Below are 21968 nucleotides of genomic sequence, written 5' to 3' on the forward strand. Positions count from 1 at the left end.
CCTTAACGGTTGGCGATGCCCCACATCGCAAACAAGTATTTGCGAACGGCAAAGATGAAGACGAGAGCGGGAACGACGAGGATGAAGCCACCGGCGAATTTCAGATGCAGCGGAGAGGTGTCCAGCGATTGCAGCAAAAACGCGGTCAGGGTGCGGTTCTCAATCGTCAGAACAGCCGCTGCGAACACCTCATTCCATGAGATGACGAAAGCAAAGATCGCACTGGCCGCGATGCCCGGCGCAATGAGTGGCAACACGACCTTGGTAAAGGCGGTGAAACGGGTACAGCCAAGGGTCCATGCCGCCTCTTCCAGCTCTATCGGGATGCCCGAAAACAGCGAGAATGTGATGAGCACGGCAAAAGGAATGGCCAGCGTGGTATGCACCAAGGCAAGGCCGAACAGCGTGTCATCCAGCCCGGTGCGGATGAACAGCACCGCCAAGGGCAGCGCCAGCAACGGCAACGGAAAGGCACGGGTTAGCAAGATCAGAACCCGAAAGGTTTCCTTGCCGCGAAATTCAAACCGCGACAACGCATAGCCCGCCGGCGCCCCAAATGCGATCGCCATAATCATGGTGAACGTGGCCACAATGACCGAGTTTTTCAGTGCGTTCAGCATCCCCGCAAAGTTGGCGAAAAACGTCAGGCTGCCCAGATCAAATTCGGGAAAAAACGGTTTTGGAAAGCTGCTGACGGTTTCGGGCGACGACAGCGTATTGATCATGAGAAAATAGATCGGCACCAAGACCCAAGCGCAGAGCAATACGACCGAGGCCCGAAACAAGAAACGGCCAGATTTACGCACTTGGACGGTATTAGGGGTGGTCGTTGTCATATCCGTGCTCCTTTCGGGACGCGCAGGATGCGAAGGATCAAGAGGGTGAAGGCGATAGATATGACGAGGATAATCAACGCCATCGCCGCCGCAGCGCCCGAGTTGTTAAGAGAGAATTGGTAGTCATAGGTCTGACCCATCAATACCGGGAACAGCGTGCCACCAAGGGCCGCGACCACGGCAAACACCTCAAACGCAAGGATCACCCGCAGCACCAACGCGGTTTGCAAGGATGGACGCAGCAACGGCAAGGTCACTTTCAAAAACCGCTGCCAAGGCGAGGCACCAAAGACTTCGGCGGCCTCATAATATTCTTTCGGGATCAGGCCAATGCCTGCCACCAAGATCACCAGCATAATCGCCGTCGCCCGCCAAATTTCAGCCAGTGCAATCGCAACCAACAAAATGCCGGGGTGTTGATAGGTCAGCAAACCGATAGGCCGCTCAATTATGCCCAGCGCAGACATCATCGAGTTCAGAAACCCTGTTTGATCAAAGATCGCAAGCCAGATCAGGCCTGCCGCAAGGTCAGAAATCCCCAAAGGAATGGTCCAGACATAAAGTACCAGATCGCGGCCCTTTTTCATTTTGGTGACCATGGTCGCCATCAACAAAGACAGGGCAAGCTGCACGGGCAAAACCAGCGCCGCCAACAAAAGTGTATTTTTCAGCGTGACCGGAAATTTCCAATAGCCGACAACGTCGCGGAAATGATCCAGTGAAAACCCGGCGTCGCTTGAAAACGCTTGCTGCGCCACCAGCACGAAGGGGTAAATGAAAAACACGCACAGAAACAACGTGACTGGCAAAATCAGGAAATAAGGCAACAGTCTGGCGTTCATCGGATCGCTCCTGACCGAAAGGGTATGAGGGGGCAATCTGGGCCAAATGTGGCCCAGATTAAGGATCGGGTTGGTTAAAGCCTGTCGTTATTCGACGGGGCAAGCACCCTCGGACGGCGCATCAGGGGCCCAGCACTTGGCGCCGGTTTCCTGCATAATGCCATTCAGCACAGCGCCCTGCTCGTCCAGCACCATGCGGATGTCTTGGCCACCCAGCACGATACGCTCAAACGTGTCGGTGAACACTTGGCTGAACGCACCGCTTTTGTCTCCAAGGCCCGCTGGCAACAGGCCTGGGTTGGCATCGGCAGAGCCGCTCATCTTGGCAATCGCATCGCCAGCCGCTTTGACCGAAGGCGGCAGATCATCGGGTAGCGCCACATCAACCACAGGGAAGAAGTTGGTCGCACGCAGCGTTGCAATCTGGGTTTCTGGCTTCATCATATAGGCGATAAGGGCCTTTGATGCTTCCATATCGGGCGCAGTTTTTGGAATGGCGATACCAGCGATAACCGGCATAAAACCACGGCCCGTTGGGCCAGCAGGCGCGGGGAAGGCAACGAAATCATCTGGGCGTTCGTTAAAGGCATTCGCCAAACGGGATGAGTGGTCAAACGCGATCCAGACTTCGTCGCTCAGCAGTTGCTCTTGCAAGAAACCGTAGTTGGTTGAGCCGGGGTTGGTGTGGCTCCAAAGTTCTTTGAACTTTTCCCATGCCACCACTGCCGCATCAGATTTGAACGTGCGGACAACACCGTTGGTGTAGGACGGGTACAGATACCCTTGGAAGAACCGGTGCTTCAGGCCTTTGGGACCGGCTGGAAAGCCGAACTTTTTCTCGCCCGTTGCTGTTTCAACATTTGCCGTCCACTCGATCAACTGGTCATAGGTCAGCGCGTCAATGTCGGCACCAGCAGGCAGATACTCAAGCGCCTTTTTGTTGGCCGCCATGATATAGCTGGCCTGCATCCATGGCAAATAAGGCTGGCCATCGGTGCCAAGTGTCGCCAGCTTTTGAAAGGCGGCGTTGACTTTTACATCGCCCAGATCAACCGAGGACAAATCAGCCATATCATCGGCAGGAAGCGCCGCGAAATCGCCGTGCAACGCGCCAAGCAGACCGATCGTACCTTTGTTGGCCTGAATTTCAGCCTGCAAACGGGTCAACCATGGGCCACCTTCGTTGGATTGATAATCCACCGCTTGGCCAGCGCCTGCCAAAACCTGCTCACGCATGGCCTGCGATTCCTCAACGGGGTTGGCCTGCGTCGACCAAAACAGCACATCGGCCTGCGCGGCAGATGCAAAAGCCAGTGCGGCTGTCGCACCCAGTAGGGTTTTCTTAATTGTCATGTCTCTCTCCCTGTTATTGTCCCCCCAATTTCATGAAGGGGTACGTCGTCGTTGGTCTGGAATCCGGGCAAATCCTAAGCCTTGCCCTAACCCGCACGCGCCCCAACCTCCCGCCGGAATCGCGTCTTGGGTATCATTATGGTATAACGTTATACCAGTCGTCAAGAAATTAATTATGAACGTTTCCAACAGTAAATGATCAAAAGACTGCTTTTATGTTTCGTCAAACACATTTTTCGGGTAACAATCCGGAATAACGTTTTAGCAAAGGCCTGTCTTCCGTGTCCACAAAACCTAAGCTCCAAACTGTGGCGCAACACGCTGGCGTCTCTTTGGCGACGGTCAGCCAAGTTATGCGCGGCGCAGGGCGGATATCTGAGGAGACGCGCAAGAAGGTGCTACAGGCCGCCAAAGACCTGAACTATGTGCCCGACGGTCGTGCCGCCTCAATGCGCTCGGGCGAGAACCGCGAAATCGGGCTGGTCATTCACGGCATTGCCAACCCGTTCAACGCCGAGGTCATCAGCGGGGTCAGCGATTTGCTGGAATCCGAAGGGTATTTGGTCTCGGTCCTTGATTCCCGCGATGACCCCGCAAAAGAGGCCCGCAACCTAGAGGCCTTTATTCGATCGGCCAGGGGCGGGTTGCTTTGGGTACCGACGGCGGACATTGAACCTAGGACAATTGATTTGCTGGCGACCCACCGCATTCCAACGGTAACGTTTTTGCGGCGGCTTCACGGGTTGAACTTTGATCATGTTGGCATCGAAAACACCGCTGCAACCAAATCCGCAACAAACTATCTGGCCGATTTAGGTCACACGCAAATCACATTTTTTGGCGGCACCGATACAGGCCAAGTGCGCACGGAACGGATTGCGGGCTATCGCGCCGTCCTCGCAGAGCGTAACCTTGGTGAACCGATTATTTGGCCTTCGGCAGACAATAAGCTTTCGGGGCTAGATGCCGTCTTGGCCTTGCGCAAACAGCACCCACAGGTCACCGCATTGGTCTGCAACGGCGACATGGTCGCGCTTGGTGCGTGTCTTGCCCTTCAACGCCTTGGGCAAACGCCCGGCAAAGAGATGTCGGTTATCGGTTTTGACGACATTTCAGGTGCAGCCGTGGCCACACCGCCCCTAACCACCCTTGCAGTTTCGCCCACGCTGCTGGGGCGAAAACTGGCGCGCGTGCTGCTGGACCGGATACAGGAACCTAACATGCCAACGGTTACGGTTACAGTTCCTGCACAGCTCGTTGTTCGGGGAACAACAGGGCAGCCAGCCTAGAAAATGCTGAAAGTAGTCCGGCACATTCGGACAGCGTGACAAGACGAAAGACGCCAATTCCATGATGCGGAACGCGCAGCCTTGTTCCACGCGCAGCGGCCAAGCTAGTCATTATGAATGCAAATGACTCGGTCTTTGTGAGTTGCTAACCCGCATTTTGGCCCGCATTTTTGGAGAGATTTAAATGACTCAACTGGGACAGATTGAACAACAAGCCTCGGAGAATTTCCGCGGTGCAATGCGTCGTTTTCCGGCAACGGTAAGCATCATAACCGCCAATGATGGCACGCGCGATCATGGCATGACAGTGACCGCACTGTCCTCGGTTTCCATGGCGCCTCCGTCCTTGATGGTGTGCCTGAACAACCGCACGCTTTTGCATGAGATGCTGCTGGAACAATCCCATTTCGCGGTGAATGTTCTGGATATCACGCAATCCTCTTTATCGGATGCCTTCAGCGGTGCCGTTCTGGCCGAAGAGCGGTTCGCAAGGGACACATGGGCGCGGGATGAGAAAGGGATGCTTGTGTTGAAATCGGCGCATACCAACGTCGTTTGTCGCCGCAAGGCCGCCATTCCATTTGGCACACACACCATGTTTATCGGCGAGGTGGTCAGCGCAGCCGTGAATGATACGACAACCCCGCTGCTGTACGCCGAAGCCGGCTATTGCCAGTCGCACCCTCTCTGACACCTGCTTTTGCGGCGCAACCGCAAAACCCATGGCGAGGGTTTTCTTCCCTATCTTGAATGTACTTTTTGTGTTTGGGTTCAGGGCGGAGGACCAGACATGTTTGCAAAACCAATATGAGCGCCGGTTTACACAGCGTTAGAAAAGCCGCGCTTATGCTGCGGACTTTGGCAACATTCAGCCCGCGCGGAATATCCTTAGCAGAGGCCTGCGATGCGACCGGTATTCCGAAAGCAACGGCCCACCGGATATTGGCCGCACTTGTTGCGGAACGTTTGGTAGATCGCCCTTCCGGAACAAGGCTTTACCGGCTTGGACCCGAGATGTTTGCCTTTGGCACCAGCGTCTCATCACTGTTCGATTTTCGGGAATTGGCGTCCAGCTCACTTACCCGCATTTCAAACGAGACCGGTGAGATTGCACTGCTTGGCATCCGAAGCGGCTATGACGCGCTATGCTTGGACCGGCACGAAGGGGCCAACACGCCCAAAGACGTGCTGATCAAGCTGATGGACCGCTGGCCGCTTGGGATTGGCGTCTTCAGCCTCGCCCTGCTGGCATACCTGCCGAATGATGAGATTCAGGAAATCCTGACCTATAATGAACGGCGCCTGCAACCCTATGCGCATTTCTCGGCTGAACATCTGTCGCAGACACTCGGCAAGATCAGGGCCGAAGGTTATGTCTTTCTGACATTCCCCGCTCTGCTGCATTCCGAGCCGAAGGCGGGGATTGCGGTGCCGATCTTTGATTCAAAACGAAATCCGATTGCCTCACTTTGCATCATCGCCGCCGAGCGCCGAATGCGCGGTGAAGCGCGTCATCGGTGCCTTGCGGTTCTGACGCGCGAAGCCGAAACGATTGCGCGCAAAGTTGGGCGCGACAAGGATAAAGAGGAAACCGCAGAAAGCTGGCGTCAGGCGGTAGACGAGAAAACACCCCGCCTGAACCCCGATTGCTAAATCATCTGGCAAATTCCGCAGAGTGGAACGCGCGAACTTGTTCGATGTGCCTCCGCCCCTAAACTCAATTCAAAAGCAAGCACGGCAAGTGCTTTGCTGCGGATTGTTAAATCAAGGGAGGACAGCACTTGGCGCTGGAAAATTGCGTAATTACAGATGGTTTCGCGGCAACGAAATCGGGGCGAATTCACTACCGCGAAGCGGGGACAGGCGCGCCACTGATATTGTTGCATAGCAACGGCTGTTCGGCCCATGAATATGAAGACGTCATCGCACATTTGGCAAAAACCCGTCGCGTGATTGCTTGGGATATGCCCGGACACGGCGATTCCGAGCCGCTGATGAAACATTGGAGCATTCCGGACTATGCGGATGCTGTGGTTGACCTGATGGATGCGCTGGGTATCGATCGCGCCAGTGTTGCCGGCTCTTCGGTCGGCGGCACGATTTGTGTAGATCTGGGCGTGCGCTATGCCGCGCGTTTCGACTGGCTTTTCCTTGTTGAAACGCCGATCCGGTCTTTGCAAGACTGGCTGGATGGCTGGCCGGGCATTGACATCAACTTTGGCGTACCAAGCCAAACGTTCGAGCAGATTGCGCAGCGTTTCCGTAAACTTACCCCCGCGAAACTGACCCGTTGGAATTGTGATCGCAACAAAGCCGGTTCCAAAACGATGGTCGGCGTGATGTGGGCGCTGCGCGACTATGATGTCTTGGCAAATCTGGCAGCGATCAAGGGCAAACCGGCTGTCATCTACGGCGATGTTGGGCCGACGATTGCAGGTGCCGCGCATTTTGAACGGCTGCTGCCGGATGCGCCCTCGATCACACTTGCCGATTGCGGGCATTTCCCGATGGCGGATGATCCAGAAGCTTTCGCCACTGCGCTGAACAGCATTCTTACATAACGGCCTCGCGCCCCCCCTTAAAACGCTCGAATAGGAGTAAGCCATGCGACTGGGCTATTTTACCATGCCGATGCACCCGATGCACCGCAACTGGACAGAAACGCTGCAAGAAGACCGTGAAGGGATCATCCTCGCCGATAAACTGGGGTTTTATGATTGCTTTGTCGGCGAGCATCTGGCCGATAAAGTGGAAACGATTACGAACAGCATGCTCTTTTTGTCGTCATTGATATCGGACACCAAGACAATAAAGCTGGCCACTGGCACCACCAACCTGTCACAGACACACCCCGTATTAGTCGCGTCACATGCGGCAATGATGGACCATTTGTCAAAGGGTCGGTTCATTCTGGGCATCAGCCCCGGCTCGCTTCCGACCGATGCGGAAGTATTGGGAACGCTGGACGAAAACCGCCAAAAGATGTTTGAGGAATCCATCGACGTCATTCTGGAAATCTGGAAACGCGATCCCCCCTATGACATTGACCTGCCGGATAACCGCTACAAAGTCTCGACGATGAAGACGGGTGAATTGTCACTTGGCCTTGGATATCTTGCAAAGCCATATCAACAGCCGCGGCCGGAGATTGTGGGAACCGTGGTTGCCCCCTTCTCTAAGGGCGTCATTCAGATGGGCAAACGCGATTTCCACCCGATGTCTGCAAACTTCCTGTTGTCGAAGTGGCTGAAAAGCCATTGGGATAATTACGCCATCGGCAAGGCCGAGGTTGGCGTGCAAGCCGACCGTTCTGATTGGCGCATTGCGCGGACGATCTTTGTTGCTGACGATGAAGCCACGGCGCGGCGCTACGCGATGGAAGACCCGAATGGTCCCTATTCCTTTTATTACCGGCAAATTTTGACCAAATTCAAACGCGCGGGCATCCACGGCGGTTTTAAGGAAAGCCGCGAGCAATCGGATGACGAAATCACGCTGGAGTATGTGATGAAAAACTTGGTCATCCACGGCACCCCCGACCAAGTGACCGAGCAGATTCTGGAACTGAACGAGATGGTCGGCGGGTTTGGCGAATTGGTTTATGCTGGGATGGACTGGGTTGACGAAGGCCTAGCCAAACGCTCGATGGAGCTGCTGGCGACCGAGGTTATGCCAAAAGTTCGCGCCTCGACCGGCACATCTGATGGAATGGGCGCTGCCCCGTCAAAAGGAGCTGCGTGATGACCAGACCGGTTATTATCACCTGTGCGGTCACGGGCGGCGAGCACAGTATCGCACTGCGAAACCCGCATGTTCCCGTGACCCCCGAAGAGATTGCAAACGAATGTATTGCGGCCGCCAAGGCCGGCGCCGCAGTGGCGCATATCCATGTGCGCGATATTGAAACCAAGGCGGCAACGATGGATCTGGCGCTGTACCGCGAGGTCGTGACCCGCCTGCGCGCCAGCAACACCGATATTATCATCAACCTGACCTGCGGTCCGGGGGCTTTCTACATCCCCTCGGATGATAACCCGCAAGTCGCAGGGCCCGGCAGCGACCTTGCCTCGCCCGAGGCGCGCGTGGCGCATATCCTTGAGTTAAAGCCGGAAATTTGCAGCGTAGACGTGGTCACCTTCAACCACGGCGGGCGCGTGTTTATGAACACCGCAGCGCATCTGGAACAGATGGCCGAGTTGATTAAATCGGTGGGCACCAAACCCGAGCTTGAGGCTTTCGATCTGGGCAATGTCTTGCACGCAAAAGACCTAATCAAACGCGGGGTGATTAACGGGCCGGGGCTGTTCCAATTCTGCCTTGGTATTCCGTGGGGCGCACCGGCAACCGTTGAATCGATGAGCTACCTGCGGTCGCACCTACCAGATGATGCGGTTTGGGCCGGTTTTGGCGTGGCCGCGATGGAGTTTCCGATGGCGGCGGCGGCGGTCTTGCTGGGCGGGCACGTTCGGGTCGGGCTGGAGGACAATATCTTTCTGGAACGCGGCAAACTCGCCGAAGGAAATGCGCCATTGGTGGCCCGCGCGGTGGATATCATCGAAAGCATAGGGGACCGCGTTGCAACCCCCGATGAGGCAAGGGAAATTTTGGGGCTGCGCTGATCAGCCCCAAAAACCGGGTTCTGGCCAAAGCAGAACCAGGTAATCTGACAGCCATCTGGGGGCCAGCAAGTAGCCCTTCGCTATGTCAAATATTACATAGCCAGATCTTCGGCATCTCGGACATACTGGTCAGCGATAGGGCACTGCGGCGCGTGGGCAGAGGAGGCCGGCCGGATGATTCAATTTGATCGTTTCAAGCTAAAACACCTAAGACAGTTCGTGGCCGTCGCCAAAGCGGGCAGCATCAGCGAGGGGGCGGAGGCGCTATTCACCTCACAGCCCGCGCTGTCACGCAGCATTACCGAAATGGAGGAAGCGCTTGGCGACATCCGCTTGTTTGATCGGGCACGTACGGGGGTTACGCTAACCCGCAACGGCAAAAAATTCATGGCATTCGCACAGCTTGTCCTGTCTAACTTTGAGACGTTCAGCGCCGATTTGGTACAGGACGAAGGGGCGACAGGCGGCACGGTTCGCGTCGGGATGGGGGCCTATGAGGGCTATACGTTTTTGCCCAATATCATGGAGCGCGTGCTGAACCGTCGGCCAGACGTTCAGTTCAACTGTATGAGCGGCCGGTTCCAAGACCTGATAAACCCTTTGCTGCAAGGCAAACTCGACTTGATTTTCGGTCCGGTTCACTCTGGTCCGCTGCCGCAGGGGGTTAAGACTTTCATCGTTGCGCAATCCAAACCATCCATCCTTGTACGGTCCGATCATCCACTGGCCAAAGAGCCGACGGTGACGTTGAAGATGCTATCGCAACAGGCGTGGATGGTGCCGGTCGCGAATACCTTGCCACGCCGCACCTTTGATGAGGTGTTCATAAAAGAAGGGCTAACCCCACCGTCGGGCCCGATGGAAATCTCACCTTCGGTGTTGATGATCGCGATGTTGCGTCAACGTAATCTGGTTGGCCTTGTGCATCCGCAACTCTGCGCGCTGACCTCAGAATCGGCGGGATTGACCGAACTGAAACTGGCATCGAATCCGTTCAGCTGGCCCGTTCAGCTGACAACCGTGAACCGTCACCACCCTTCGGCAGCGGTGAGCGAGACGATCAATCTCATCAAGTCCATGTCAAAGTATTATCAATGTGGGGATAACAGTTTTGACAATCAATGCCATAACAAAAACGATATGGATACTGTGTAAAATGGCATTGGACTAAGCTTAAGCCCCTATGCGACCCTCATGTCAGAGGAGCGGTGAAGCAGCGACAAGTGTTGTGTAATCACCAATAATTTCGAAGAAAATGGGAGGAGCGGCAATGCTTAATATTGCTGTCGTCGGGCTTGGCGCCTGGGGGCTACGTCATGTCCAATCGGCATCGGCCAGCGGACGTTTTAAAGTGGTCAAGGGCGTTGATAAGGCGCAGGTGAAGGTCGACTTTCCTGTCACGGACTCTTTGCAAGAGGTCCTCGACGATCCGGACATTCACGCGGTTTCGATCGCAACGCCGCACACACTTCATGCCGATCAAATCAGGCAAGCCGCTTTGGCTGGCAAACACATTCTGACCGAAAAACCCTTTGCGATGTCGCATGCCGAGGCGCTGGCGAATGTGGCGATCACACGTGCGCAAAACGTCGTTCTCGCACTTGGGCACGATCACCGTTTTTATCCGGCGGTTGCGGCCCTTCGAGCGTTGATCGCAAAGGACGCCTTTGGTCAGGTTACAACCGTGCAATCGGTGCTGTCGCATGATTTCACCAAGAAAGCACTAGAGAAGTTGAACCGCGAAGCCGCCGAGCGCGGCGAGAATGGTGATACAGGATCTTGGTGGCGCCTGAACCTTGCCGAGGCCCCAGTGGGACCGATGGTGCATCTTGGCATCCATCACCTTGATCTGTTCATCCATCTTTTCGGCGAAATCGAGTGGGTTTTGGCAAGCACCCCTGCCCGCACGATTGAAACTCCTTTCCCCGACACGATGCTTGTCACCTTGGGGTTCACCAGCGGCAAGATCGGCACGATCAACAGCTCGCTCGCCTCGCCTTTGAACTCTCGACTGCTGATTTCAGGGTCCGAAGGTTGGGCCGAGGCGGTTGGCCCAGACGACATTGGGTCCTACACGAAATCAAGCCTGTCCATGGTCAAACGTCGGTTGAACGGTACCGATCCCGAGACCGAACACTTCCCGCTTATCGACTCTGTTGCCGCAAATTTTGTCGCCTTTGCAGATGCGATTGAGGGGGTAGCGCCCTATCCGGTGCCCGCCGCAGATATGATCCACAATGCAGCGGTGCTGGAGGCGATTGTACAATCATCGCGCTCTGGCACGATCGAGCGCGTGCAGTCCTAGCGCGTGATGCGCCACGACCAACACCATAAAAAATCAACCCTTTCATATAATCGAGAGAGACGCATGTCAGAGAAAAAATATCGGTTCTTGTTCATTTCGGCCTTTTGCCTGCCAGAGGATAGCCCGTTCTCAGGGCCAAAGCGCGGTGACGGCATCCCCAAGGAAGAGCGTTTGCAGAATTACGGCAATCTGAAACATTTGCTGGACGATGTAGACTGGGAGATGCACCCCGGCCCGCTGACGAATTACGGCAACTGGACGGTCGAAAACCGGCAAGAGTTTCTGCAAGTGGCGGCCGGACGGCTGCCTATTGTGAAAGAGGCCTGCGAAAGTGGGAAATACAACGCAATCATCCTTGAGGGCGGCGGTGAACCCGGATTCCTTGAGGCACGCGAATTGACGCGGCGCTATGGCATTCCGGTAACCTCTTGCGGCCATTCGCAAATGCACATGGCCTCGATGTTGGGCAATAAGTTCGCGATCATCGACTTTTCCGAAGTTCACACGATGTTTTATCACAACCTCGTTGTGCAACACCGGATGACAGACCGCTGCGCCTCGATCCGCAATATCGGCTATTACCATTCCAAGCCCTATTACAACGATGTGGAATCCTTTAGCGCCGAGCGCCGCAAAGCAATGGCGGGTGAACGCTGTGAGGCTGTGGAACGCGCGGTCGCGGAATCGATCAGTGCGATGGAAGAAGACGGTGCCGATGTCATCATGTTCGGCTGCTCGGGTGGGTTTTGGATGAAGCCGTTTGTGGAAAAACGGCTGCACGAAGAAGGCTGGGACGTGCCGGTCATTGAAGGCTATGGCGCGGCAATAGAGCTTGCCAAGATGCAGGTCAATTACGGCGTCACCGCCAGCGGATTGGCCTTCCCCTCTGATCGCCCGCAAAAGCGCCCGCGCAAGATCGTGTTTTAAAGCCACGAAAACACGACGGAACATTTCTAAGATCGCCTAAGGGTTGAAGCATGCGTGCTTGCTGCCCTCGAATTCCACGATGCGGAACGCGGGCTATTGGTGCTTTTCCAGTGTCACCAATAGCCTGAGGCGGGGAAATGGTGCGTGTTGGCTTTGCTCGGGAGGGGGTGAGGCCAGCAAGCGCAGAGGAATGTAACCGAAAATGAGCACAAAAGCGCGGCGCGGAATGCGTCGCATGATGACCAATTCGGGAGGAAACGAACTGTGTTGCAACCAAACTCTGCGCGAAGGTTTTTACCGCGTGATCCTCTGTTGGCAATCGTCAGCGTGATCATCGCGGTGGCAATGGCCTTGTTAGCCATCCCCATACTGTCACTGATATTTTCAGCCCTAAAAGGCGATGACGGCCCAACGATCCAGAACTTTATCTCGGTTACGGAGCACCCACAGTTTTGGCCTGCAATGCGCAATACTGCCATTTCCGGGGTCGGCACTGTTATCGTCATGACGTTCATCACGGTTCCGCTTGCGTGGATTTATACCCGCACCAACCTACCGCGAAAGAACCTGATGATCGCCTTGATCACGATCAATGTGGCCATCCCAAGCTTTCTTGTCGCATTGGGGTATATCTTTGTTTTCAACCCGTCCAATGGCGTGTTCAACGAAATCTGGCGCGGGCTTTTCAACGCCGGTGCGTCGCCCGTAAACGTCTATAGCTTGGGCTGGATTGTCTTTTTGCAAGGTGTCGCCCTTAGTGCGCCCGCGTTCTTTATGACGGTTCCCACCCTGCAAGGCATTGATACATCGCTGGAAGAAGCTGCAGCGGCGAATGGGGTACGGCGCTGGAAGGCCGCGTTGTTTATTGTCCTGCCGCTGGCGTCCCCGGCCATTTTTGCGGTCGCCGCCTATTACTTCATCATCGCGGTCGAAATGTTTGACTATGCGGGGATGCTTGGCACGCCAGCGCGCACCTATGTTGCCGCCAGCCTGCTGTATGCGTTCATCCATGATGAAGCCCTGCCGCGTTATTCGGAGGCGGCCTCGCTGGGCTTGATTATGGCCGTCATGGCTATGTTTCTTGCCTTTGCCTATCTCTGGGCGGTCCGGAATGCCGATCGTTTTGTCGTTCTGACAGGCAAGCGCAAAGAGCAGATCTCCATTCAATTGAGCCGGTCGGGCAAACGCTGGGCATGGGGCTTTGTCGCACTCTACTTTACGATAGGTACGGGCATGCCATTGCTGATGCTGCTGTGGGCATCGGGCCTGCCATTTTTGCAAGTACCATCCTTTGCCGCGATGAAGCTGTGGAACCTGAACGCCTATGCGAATGTTCTGCCGATGGTGCCGCTGCTGCTTAAAAACAACCTGTTGCTTATCCTTGTTGTGCCCACCATCGGCGTCATTTTGGCCGCTTGCCTTGCATGGGCCGGAACGCGGCTAAAGAGCAAGCTGCGCAAGGGCATCGATATCACGGTCATGTTGGCTGTGGCCGTTCCGTCTATTGTGGGGGCACTGGGGTTTCTGGCCTTTGGCCTTATGGCCAACAGCTATATCGCGATTTACGGCACGATCTGGCTGATCGCGATCACTATGGCCGCGCGTTATTTGACTTGGGCCAACCGCACCATTGCCACTTCAATGATGCAAATTCACCCCGAGATCGAAGAAGCCGCCCTTGTTTCGGGGGTGCGCAAAGGCCGAACCTTCCTGTCGATTGTCCTGCCGAATGTTGCGCGTTCTTTGCTCATCTCATGGTTCTGGCTCGCGCTGTTATCGCTGCGTGACCTGACCATTCCGATCATGTTGTCGCGCCGCGGCACGGATGTTTTTTCAACTGCGATTTGGGGACTGAATTCCTCTGGCATTACAGATGAGGCCGCGGCGCTTAGCGTCATTCTGGCGGTGCTCATCCTGATCTTTGTCGGGTGCTATCACCTCATCTCAACAAAATGGGTCGTTCAAAAATGATCACTGCAAAATCACTAAAAAAACGGTTCATCACTGACAAAGGTCAGATCGTTGATGCCCTTAATGACGTCTCTTTTGAGGTGGCCGAAGGCGAATTCTATGTGCTGCTCGGGCCGTCCGGCTCTGGCAAAACAACAACCTTGCGCGCAGTTGCAGGCCTTGAGACACCGGATACCGGCTTTCTGCAGATCGACGATCAGACGGTTTACGCATCGGATCAATCGCTGAACATTGCGCCCGAGGAACGCCCCGTTTCTATGGTTTTCCAATCCTATGCGCTTTGGCCGCATATGAACGTGCAGCAAAATATCGAGTTCCCGCTGCGCCACGGGGTGCGCCGCGTTGATGCCGCCGAAATAGCACGGCGCGTGGCATCGGTGGCCAAGACGTTAGAGCTTACGCCCTATCTTAAACGCCCGATCAGTCAACTGTCTGGCGGGCAACAACAACGTGTCGCCCTTGGGCGCGCCATGGCGTTGGAACCAGCGGTGCTGCTGATGGATGAGCCATTGTCGAACCTTGATGCCAAGCTGCGGGCCCAGTTGCGGATTGAAATCAAAAACTTGACGAAGTCCTTGGGCATTACAACACTTTACGTCACGCATGACCAAGTTGAAGCGATGGTGATGGGGGATCGTATCGCCGTCATGAGCGGTGGCGCCATCGTCGAGGAAGGCACCCCAAGCCAGCTGTACAAACATCCGCGCAGCGAGTTTGTCGCAAACTTCTTGGGCGATATGAACTTTTTGCCTTGCGTCCTTACCCAGGCCCCTAACGGGATGACGAACGTCGACACGGTATTGGGAACGTTCGCAGTCACCGCGCAACCGGATCGGCCGAACAGCGGAGCGGCGCGGATCGGGTTTCGACCCGAAGACATTCATCTTGGGCAGATCGACCACTCTGTTCACTTCACAGCGCGCATCTTGCACTCCTACTATTTGGGTGAGGCATTCTCCTGCGATCTATCCGTGGGCGGACAAAAAATTGCGGCAAGACTGCCCAACACATCAAAAATCACCGAGGGCGAAGATACAGTCTTCAGCATAAATCCAAGCGATTTCTCGGTGTTTTCAGGCACGACAAACTAAACCAATAGAGGAGGAGAACCTATGCTATATTCCATGAGGACGATGACCGCGGTCGCCATATGCGCGACCCTAACGACCAGCCTCGCCTTGCCAGCGGTGGCGCAAACCGCGCTGGATAACCTTATCACCGCCGCCAAATCGGAAGGCGTCGTCATTGTCGATACGGCGACAACGCGCTTTCCCGCCGAGTCTGGGCCAAATCTGTCAAAGGCGATGTCCGAAAAATTCGGTGTTGATATCAAAGTCGAGCTGACCAACAGCGCGCCCGCACCGGTAATGACCGGTCAAATCATCGAAGAGGCCAAGGCGGGCATTGCACCGGCTGTCGATCTGGTGTCTGTGCCTCTCGCCTTTACCAAGGCATTGAATGAAAACGGCGCGATCGAGAATATTGATTGGGCCAGTTTGGGCGTTGACCCAAGCTTGATTTCCAAGGCCGGCAACTCTGTCTGGGTGAATACAGTCGCGCGTGCGGTCGTTTACAACGTAAACTTGGTGAAAGGGGATGATATCCCCACCAAGCTGGCGGATTTGCTAGACCCAAAATGGAAGGGCAAGATCGCCGGTCCCGGCTTTGGTGATGCTTACGGCATGATTTCCGTTCCCGTTCTTGGCGAAGAGAAGGCCGCAGAATGGCTCAAGGCATTGTATGACGATCAGGGTCTTGCCGTTATCAGTTCGATGACCGACGTTCCCAATCGCGTTGCGAATGGCGAGTTCATGATCGGGATGGGCGTGTCCGCCAACTATTCCGGCCTCGTTGATAAAGGCGCACCCATCGCCAATGCGCCTTTGGAAAAGATCAGCGGCCAACCCTACTTTAGCTTTGTTGTGCATAAGGCCCCTCATCCAAATGCCGCAGCCCTTTTGGCTTATTTCATGTGCTGCACGGCTGAAGGCAGAAAGGCCCTGCTGGATAACATGGGCTGGTCCATGTTTGATACCGAAGGCTCCGAGCAATACGCATTGGGCAGCAACGGTCGCGGTGTGACCCCAAGCGAAGACTGGCAGCTGAACGAGCAGGCGCGCGTCGGCAAGGCTATGGACAAGCTGATCGGTCGCTAACGGCCAACTGAATAAACCCCTGCCTGATCATATTCAGGCAGGGGATTCAATTGAAACCAAACCTTGGTTTGCAACGCTGTAGTGCTGCTCTGATACTGTGGGGCCACCTGCTATCTCGTGCCAAACAACACCTCCCCCGCACTATAAATGGTAAAATATTACATTTTATTCTTTAATCGGTAAAAGCGCCTTGTTCTCATATTATAATCCGACGAATATTCTAAGACAGACCCTTACCGCCCGAACCACCGTTTGCCCGCCTGCGATTTCCCGCCGCATTTTGTACAAAGTTGATCTATGACCTATCAAAACCAAGAGGAAAGCCGAACGGCCCCCATGCCAGAACGCACGCAAACCTCGGCGATTTACGATCAAATCCGCCGCGACATCATGCAAGGCGTTCTCGCCGCCGAGACAAAACTGAAAACGCGCAGCCTTGCCCAGCGGTTTGAGGTGGGTCTAAGCCCGATCCGCGAGGCACTTAGCCGTTTATCCTCGGAAGGATGGGTTGTGCAAAGCGACCGGCGCGGGTTTTCGGTGGTGCCAGCAACGGTCGAAGAGCTGCGCAACCTCCATCATGCGCGATGTGTTTTGAACGAGGCCTGTCTGCGCGAGTCTATCGCCTTTGGGGATAGTGCGTGGGAAGAAGGCGTAATGCTGGCCTATTTCCGGCTCTCGAAAACCAAACGCCCGACCGATATCGCCGATATCGAAGCGATGGAGCATTGGAACCTTCAGCATCGGCTGTTTCACAGCAGCTTGATTAACGGCGGCCGTTCGCAACGGCTGGTCTTGTATTGCGAGCAGCTTTTCGACGAGATCGAACGCTACCGCCGCATTGGTTTGAATGCGGGGGCCACGCGGTTAAATGCCAGCGATGAGCACAAAGCCATCGCCGATGCCGCCGTTGCCCGTGATAGCGCGACTGCAGTTACCCTACTGAACGAACATTTCCAGCACACACTCGATCAGGTCGAAAAAGTGCTGATTACCCAGAACAAAAAGGCCCCTCGGAAATGAAAATCAAACGCACACTAACACTCGCCACTGCCGCCGCAATTGTGGACAAGGCTTTGGAGCTCTCAAAGGATGAGGGCATGGACCCGCTGTGCATCGTGGTGTTGGACGGCGGCGGCATCCCCGTCGCCATGAAAAGCGACGACGGTTGCGGGCTGTTGCGGTTCAACGTCGCCTTGGGCAAAGCCTATGCCGCGCTTGGCATGGGCACGTCGAGCCGCGATCTGCGTGACCGCTTGGCCGACCGTACCAATTTTGCAAGTGGCATGGCTGCGGCATCCGGTGGCCGGTTCTTACCTGTGCCGGGCGGCGTGCTGATCGTTGATGCGGAAGGCATGGCGATTGGGGCGGTAGGCGTCAGCGGCGACACCTCGGAAAAGGACGAATATTGCGCGACCCTCGCCATTCAAAGCGCAGGCTTTGACAGCAATCCCCCCCAGCCGGACCCAAACTGGCGCGGTTAAACGCCCGTTTGGCACGTATTCCAAACCGCTAAGCGTAGATAACCGCATCGGACGTTGGCCAAATTGACCAAACCGATGCGGGTTTTGATGCGTGCGTTTGACGGAAAAGCGCTAATCCGTTAACGCGACTTGCCGCGCACATAGCCTTCCATCGTCGGCGCGTTGCGTGGGCGGGGTGCTGTGATTTTCTGCGTGTCGGAAAAGGCTGTGCCCTCCTCAAACCAACTTGATAATGTCGGGCGGCCCCAAGGCGGAGCGGCCTGTTCGGGCCGGTATTGCAACGGTGGCAACTCGGCATCAATGGTTTGATAGTGACCATCGAACAGCTCTACGCGGTGGCCGTCAGGATCGCGCAAGTAAACGTAATATGCGCCATCCATGCCGTGCCGTCCGGGGCCTTCCTCGACCGTCATCGGGGCAAAGCCCTTTTCGCCGACATTATCGCAAACGCGCAAAATATCGCCAACATTGCGCACAAAAAACGCGGCATGATGCAGGCGCGGACCGTCGCCCTCCATCAAAACCAGATCAGAGACACTGCCTTTGCGCCACAAGAAACATGCCTCCAATGCCCCCTCTACAACAATCACATCGGAAATCCGAAATCCGATCGCCGCATAAAACGCAGTGCAGGCATCAATTTTCGGGTTCAAAACCTGAAAATGATCCAGCCGTTTAGCGAGGTGCAAGCGCCCGCCACCATTATCCATACGACGCGCCAAAACCGGCATATGGGCGCAAAGCTCGACCGGTGTGCCCGCCGGATCGCGTAGCCGCAAGGTGCGCCCCTGATAAGGTGCCTCAATCCAATGCGGATCAAGCCCTTGGCCCACCGCCCAATCATAGGCGAGATCCAATTCCGCCTCGGTCAGAACCCGAAATCCGATGGCTTCGCATTCCGGCGCACCCGTCGTTTGGCGCAAGATCAGGCTGTGGTGGCACGCCTCTTCGGCGCCGCGGAGATAGACGGTTTGCGCATCTTCATCGCTGACCAACAGGCCCAGCACCCCACAATAGAACGCCTTGCTGACGTCCAGATCGCGCACCGTTTGGATGTAATGGCTGGCACGCGTGATATTGAACGGCGGGTAAAACACCGTTGGCGGTAAGGAGATCGGCTGAAATTCCGTGTCACTCATGGCTATTCTCCTTACCACCCTTTTATCAACGTGCCGCTTGCCAGCGCGCTGCGATTTCGTCCCGCGTTGTCAGCCAGACCGCATCATGCGATTTCGCCAAGGCCAACGCATCATAAAACTCTACCGCCGCAGTCGGGCGGCCCAAAACATGGGAATGGGCGCTGATATCAAGAATATAATGCGGCGCACCAATATTGTCCCAGCCGTTCAAAACCGTCCTCAGGCTGTCAACAAGGGTGTTTGGCGGATTGCCGTGGCGCACATAGATCGGCAGATCGTTCACCGCCATATTATACGGGATATTGACGATCGGGCCAGACGGCGTATCAACATCGTAAGGCACATCGCTGTCGAGGAAATCCTGCATCCATGTAAAGCCGTTTTGAACCAGCAACTCGGCGGTATCCGCGCTTAAGGCACCGCGCGGGCAACCATAGCCGAACGGACGACGGCCAGCCGCCTGTTCGAACGCCGCAATGCAACGCTTGATTTCTGCATCTTCCTCATCACGTTCCATATAAACGTGATAGCGATCTTGGCTCCAGCTATGGGCAAGAAAGCTGTGCCCACCCTGTGCCGCCCGCTCAAACAATTCGGGGTTACGCGCGCCCAGAATGCCGGACAACGCCACCGTCGCCGTCACATCCAGCTTTTCGCAAATATCGAGCAGCCGGAACAGCCCCGTCGTCTTGGCATATTCCGCCCAAGATTTGCTTGCCAGATCATTGAAGCCGGGCTTGATCGGGTTTGCGAAGGGGCCAGCGCCGGGGGCCGCATTATCGCCCCACTGCTCGCAAATCACGTTGACGCAGACAGCCATGGTTTTACCTTCGGGCCAGCCCGTTGGATTAGGATATTTCATCTTTGTGCCACTTCATTACGGTGAAAAATGGGGGGCCTGAGCGGGGAGCATCGCTCAGGCCAAGATCTCAGAGGCGTTTAGCGCCCGATGATGGCATCAAACGCGGCGCCAACACGATCTTGTTCGGCCAACTGCCATTCCGGCGTTGGCACTTTGCCGCGACCATTGCCGCCAACCGCGTTTTGCTCTGATCCTTCATAGTCGAACTTTGCCCAAGCCATATCATCAAACAGCGCTTTTTTACCGGCCGCAGTGCAGCAGAAGAAATAGCTCAACAATGCGCCCGCATTCGGGTGTGGCGCGTTCTTGACGACGAAGATGTAATACGGCTGCCCGCCAACGCTTTCGAGCGGCGCATTCGCAATCGGCGCGCCTTTATCCACCAATCCGGTCCGGTTTGCGGGAATCCCGATGCCGATTTCGAACTCACCATTCGCCACGCGGTTGGGGATATCCGAAATCGCGCGGATCACTGTCAAACCTTGGTCATTATACAGCGATTTCATCCATTCTGCGGCTTTCTCTTCGCCCAGAACAGGCACGCTGACCATCGCATAAGCATCACCAAAACCGGGGCCCGCGATTTTTCCTTTGTATTTCGGGTCAAGCAGATCTTCCAGCTTTGTCGGGATGTCCTCGCCCTTTAACAGGTTGGTATTGTAAAATACCGCGCGCGGAACCGTATCGATCCAAACCGCATTTCCCGCAGGGTCAATGAATTCGGGATCAACGCCGATGCCCTTCCAATCGATACGCTCAATCGCGCCGCCCGCATCAATCGCCTTGGTGAACGCCAAAGGCAGCGGGAAAAGGTCAAAGCTCGGTGTCACACCGGCGCGCGTTTCTTCAACGATCTGCCCCGCCATCACCGGAACCGGCGAGTTGTTGATGAGCTCGACCTTGATATCGACGCCGAATTCCTTAGACAGCGCCGCGCTAAGATTCGGACCGGCTTCCAACGGAAAGCGCGTGGTGCTGACGTTAATTGCGACGGCCCCTTCGGCGCCGGCTTTCGCAATCACGTCTTGCAGCGTGGATTGCGCAGCAACGGGTGCGGCGATCGCGGTCGTCGAGGCGATGACCCCCAAAATTCCGATAAAACGTTTCATTATTCGTCCTCCTCTAAGTCTGTTTCAGGCGTTGTCGGGAAAAAGTGTAAAACTGCTGGACAGTATGCTCACATCGACCGTCTCTCCTGGGATAACAGCCGCGGTGTTGGGCAGACGTGCGCTGAAAGTACCGCCAGAGACGACAAAATCGCACAGGATCGCATCGCCGATGTAGTATCTGTGGGTGACCGTCGCGGGGAAAACCACCGCCCCCGGCTGCGGGCCGAGGTGGACATCTTCCAACCGGAAGCCCAATTTCACCGCGTCGCCGGTGATCGTTGCAGGTGGGGTATCAACCTCGATTGTGCCCATCGGCGTGTCTACGGCAAACCGCGATCCGCTGCGGCGTAAATTGCCGCGCACGAAATTCATTTCGCCCAAAAACTTGGCCACAAACTCGCTTGCAGGCCGTTTGTACAGCTGATCGGGCACGCCTTGTTCCGCAATCGCGCCGTTATTCATCACCGCGATCTGATCGCCCATGACCATCGCTTCGACCTGATCATGTGTGACATAAAGCGTGGTAATCCCAAGGCTCTGCGTCAGGTTCTTGATCTCGACGCGCAATTGCGCGCGCAGTTTCGCATCAAGGTTGGACAAAGGTTCATCCATCAGCAAAACCTGCGGCTCTAACGCAAGCGCCCGCGCCAAGGCAACGCGCTGTTGCTGCCCGCCCGAAAGCTGGGCGATGGGGCGGCTTAGATACGGCGTCAATTGCAAGGTTTCCGCCACCGCATCAACCCGGCGTTTGATTTCCGGCGCAGCGACGCGGCGCACCCCTTTGCGCAACGGAAAGGTGATGTTTTCCAGCACATTCATATGCGGCCAAAGTGCGTAAGATTGAAACACCATCCCAACGGGGCGTTCTTCGGCGGGCATATTGATGCCTTTTGCAGAGTCAAAAACCGAAGTAGCGCCGATACGAATAACACCGCTATCCGCCGTCTCTATCCCCGCAACCGCCCGCAGCGTCGTGGTTTTTCCCGACCCCGAAGGCCCGAGCAGCACGAAAAACTCGCCCTGGTTAACCTCAAAAGATACATCGCGCAGCGCGTCAACCTTTTGGCCCGTATCCATCG

21 protein-coding genes are annotated in these 21968 nt (G+C 55.7%); 14 read left to right on the plus strand and 7 right to left on the minus strand.

Annotated elements, in window-relative coordinates:
* Nucleotides 1–2: 2 nt before the first annotated feature.
* From ACEN2J_RS01285 to ACEN2J_RS01295, 3 genes are all read right to left on the minus strand, one after another.
* On the minus strand, nt 3–836 hold the full coding sequence (locus ACEN2J_RS01285) for a carbohydrate ABC transporter permease (RefSeq protein WP_442102616.1): 834 nt from the start codon (nt 834–836) through the stop codon (nt 3–5).
* Nucleotides 833–1678 (minus strand): carbohydrate ABC transporter permease, encoded by an 846-nt coding sequence (locus tag ACEN2J_RS01290; protein WP_442102618.1) that lies wholly within the window; start codon nt 1676–1678, stop codon nt 833–835. The genes ACEN2J_RS01285 and ACEN2J_RS01290 overlap by 4 nt, the downstream gene beginning before the upstream one ends.
* Before the next feature lie 87 nt (nt 1679–1765).
* On the minus strand, nt 1766–3031 hold the full coding sequence (locus ACEN2J_RS01295) for an ABC transporter substrate-binding protein (protein ID WP_442102620.1): 1266 nt from the start codon (nt 3029–3031) through the stop codon (nt 1766–1768).
* Between the two features lie 281 nt (nt 3032–3312).
* On the opposite strand from ACEN2J_RS01295, the gene ACEN2J_RS01300 reads away from it, so the two are divergent.
* From ACEN2J_RS01300 to ACEN2J_RS01365, 14 genes are all read left to right on the plus strand, one after another.
* On the plus strand, nt 3313–4320 hold the full coding sequence (locus tag ACEN2J_RS01300; RefSeq protein ID WP_442102622.1) for a LacI family DNA-binding transcriptional regulator: 1008 nt from the start codon (nt 3313–3315) through the stop codon (nt 4318–4320).
* 184 nt (nt 4321–4504) lie between these two features.
* Entirely contained in the window at nt 4505–5011 is a 507-nt protein-coding gene (locus tag ACEN2J_RS01305; RefSeq protein WP_442102624.1) for a flavin reductase family protein, read from the plus strand.
* 116 nt (nt 5012–5127) lie between these two features.
* Nucleotides 5128–5973 carry an IclR family transcriptional regulator gene (locus tag ACEN2J_RS01310; RefSeq protein WP_442102626.1) on the plus strand — a complete coding sequence of 282 codons (846 nt, stop codon included), beginning with the start codon at nt 5128–5130 and terminating at the stop codon, nt 5971–5973.
* Between the two features lie 128 nt (nt 5974–6101).
* On the plus strand, nt 6102–6881 hold the full coding sequence (locus tag ACEN2J_RS01315; RefSeq protein WP_442102627.1) for an alpha/beta fold hydrolase: 780 nt from the start codon (nt 6102–6104) through the stop codon (nt 6879–6881).
* A 43-nt stretch (nt 6882–6924) separates the two neighbouring features.
* Complete coding sequence (locus ACEN2J_RS01320; RefSeq protein WP_442102628.1) at nt 6925–8061, plus strand: LLM class flavin-dependent oxidoreductase; 1137 nt, start codon at nt 6925–6927, stop codon at nt 8059–8061.
* Complete coding sequence (locus tag ACEN2J_RS01325) at nt 8061–8939, plus strand: 3-keto-5-aminohexanoate cleavage protein (RefSeq protein WP_442102629.1); 879 nt, start codon at nt 8061–8063, stop codon at nt 8937–8939. Before ACEN2J_RS01320 ends, ACEN2J_RS01325 begins: the two co-directional genes overlap by 1 nt.
* Before the next feature lie 174 nt (nt 8940–9113).
* Nucleotides 9114–10094: a LysR family transcriptional regulator gene (locus ACEN2J_RS01330; protein ID WP_442102630.1), complete on the plus strand. Its 981-nt coding sequence runs from the start codon at nt 9114–9116 to the stop codon at nt 10092–10094.
* Between the two features lie 115 nt (nt 10095–10209).
* Entirely contained in the window at nt 10210–11244 is a 1035-nt protein-coding gene (locus ACEN2J_RS01335) for a Gfo/Idh/MocA family protein (protein ID WP_442102631.1), read from the plus strand.
* Nucleotides 11245–11307: 63 nt separating this feature from the next.
* Entirely contained in the window at nt 11308–12171 is an 864-nt protein-coding gene (locus ACEN2J_RS01340; protein WP_442102632.1) for an aspartate/glutamate racemase family protein, read from the plus strand.
* 312 nt (nt 12172–12483) lie between these two features.
* The gene (locus tag ACEN2J_RS01345; RefSeq protein WP_442102633.1) at nt 12484–14142 is read left to right on the plus strand and encodes an ABC transporter permease; all 1659 of its coding nucleotides are present in this window, start codon (nt 12484–12486) and stop codon (nt 14140–14142) included.
* Nucleotides 14139–15233 carry an ABC transporter ATP-binding protein gene (locus ACEN2J_RS01350; protein WP_442102635.1) on the plus strand — a complete coding sequence of 365 codons (1095 nt, stop codon included), beginning with the start codon at nt 14139–14141 and terminating at the stop codon, nt 15231–15233. The genes ACEN2J_RS01345 and ACEN2J_RS01350 overlap by 4 nt, the downstream gene beginning before the upstream one ends.
* Before the next feature lie 42 nt (nt 15234–15275).
* Nucleotides 15276–16298, plus strand: a complete 1023-nt coding sequence (locus ACEN2J_RS01355; protein ID WP_442102637.1) for an ABC transporter substrate-binding protein — start codon at nt 15276–15278, stop codon at nt 16296–16298.
* Nucleotides 16299–16595: 297 nt separating this feature from the next.
* Nucleotides 16596–17318 carry a GntR family transcriptional regulator gene (locus ACEN2J_RS01360; RefSeq protein WP_442102638.1) on the plus strand — a complete coding sequence of 241 codons (723 nt, stop codon included), beginning with the start codon at nt 16596–16598 and terminating at the stop codon, nt 17316–17318.
* Entirely contained in the window at nt 17315–17779 is a 465-nt protein-coding gene (locus ACEN2J_RS01365; protein ID WP_442102640.1) for a GlcG/HbpS family heme-binding protein, read from the plus strand. The genes ACEN2J_RS01360 and ACEN2J_RS01365 overlap by 4 nt, the downstream gene beginning before the upstream one ends.
* Before the next feature lie 119 nt (nt 17780–17898).
* On the opposite strand, the gene ACEN2J_RS01370 is transcribed toward ACEN2J_RS01365, so the two are convergent.
* The 4 genes from ACEN2J_RS01370 to ACEN2J_RS01385 all read right to left on the minus strand — a co-directional run bounded on the left by ACEN2J_RS01370 (nt 17899) and on the right by ACEN2J_RS01385 (nt 21966).
* The gene (locus ACEN2J_RS01370) at nt 17899–18918 is read right to left on the minus strand and encodes a VOC family protein (RefSeq protein WP_442102641.1); all 1020 of its coding nucleotides are present in this window, start codon (nt 18916–18918) and stop codon (nt 17899–17901) included.
* Nucleotides 18919–18943: 25 nt separating this feature from the next.
* Nucleotides 18944–19780 (minus strand): polysaccharide deacetylase family protein, encoded by an 837-nt coding sequence (locus tag ACEN2J_RS01375; RefSeq protein ID WP_442102642.1) that lies wholly within the window; start codon nt 19778–19780, stop codon nt 18944–18946.
* 77 nt (nt 19781–19857) lie between these two features.
* Nucleotides 19858–20889, minus strand: coding sequence for an ABC transporter substrate-binding protein (locus ACEN2J_RS01380; RefSeq protein ID WP_442102643.1), 1032 nt, complete (start codon nt 20887–20889; stop codon nt 19858–19860).
* Between the two features lie 24 nt (nt 20890–20913).
* Complete coding sequence (locus ACEN2J_RS01385) at nt 20914–21966, minus strand: ABC transporter ATP-binding protein (RefSeq protein ID WP_442102645.1); 1053 nt, start codon at nt 21964–21966, stop codon at nt 20914–20916.
* Between the last annotated feature and the right edge of the window lie 2 nt (nt 21967–21968).

It is taken from the genome of Pseudorhodobacter sp. W20_MBD10_FR17 (assembly GCF_052119765.1).
Taxonomy (GTDB): domain Bacteria; phylum Pseudomonadota; class Alphaproteobacteria; order Rhodobacterales; family Rhodobacteraceae; genus Pseudorhodobacter.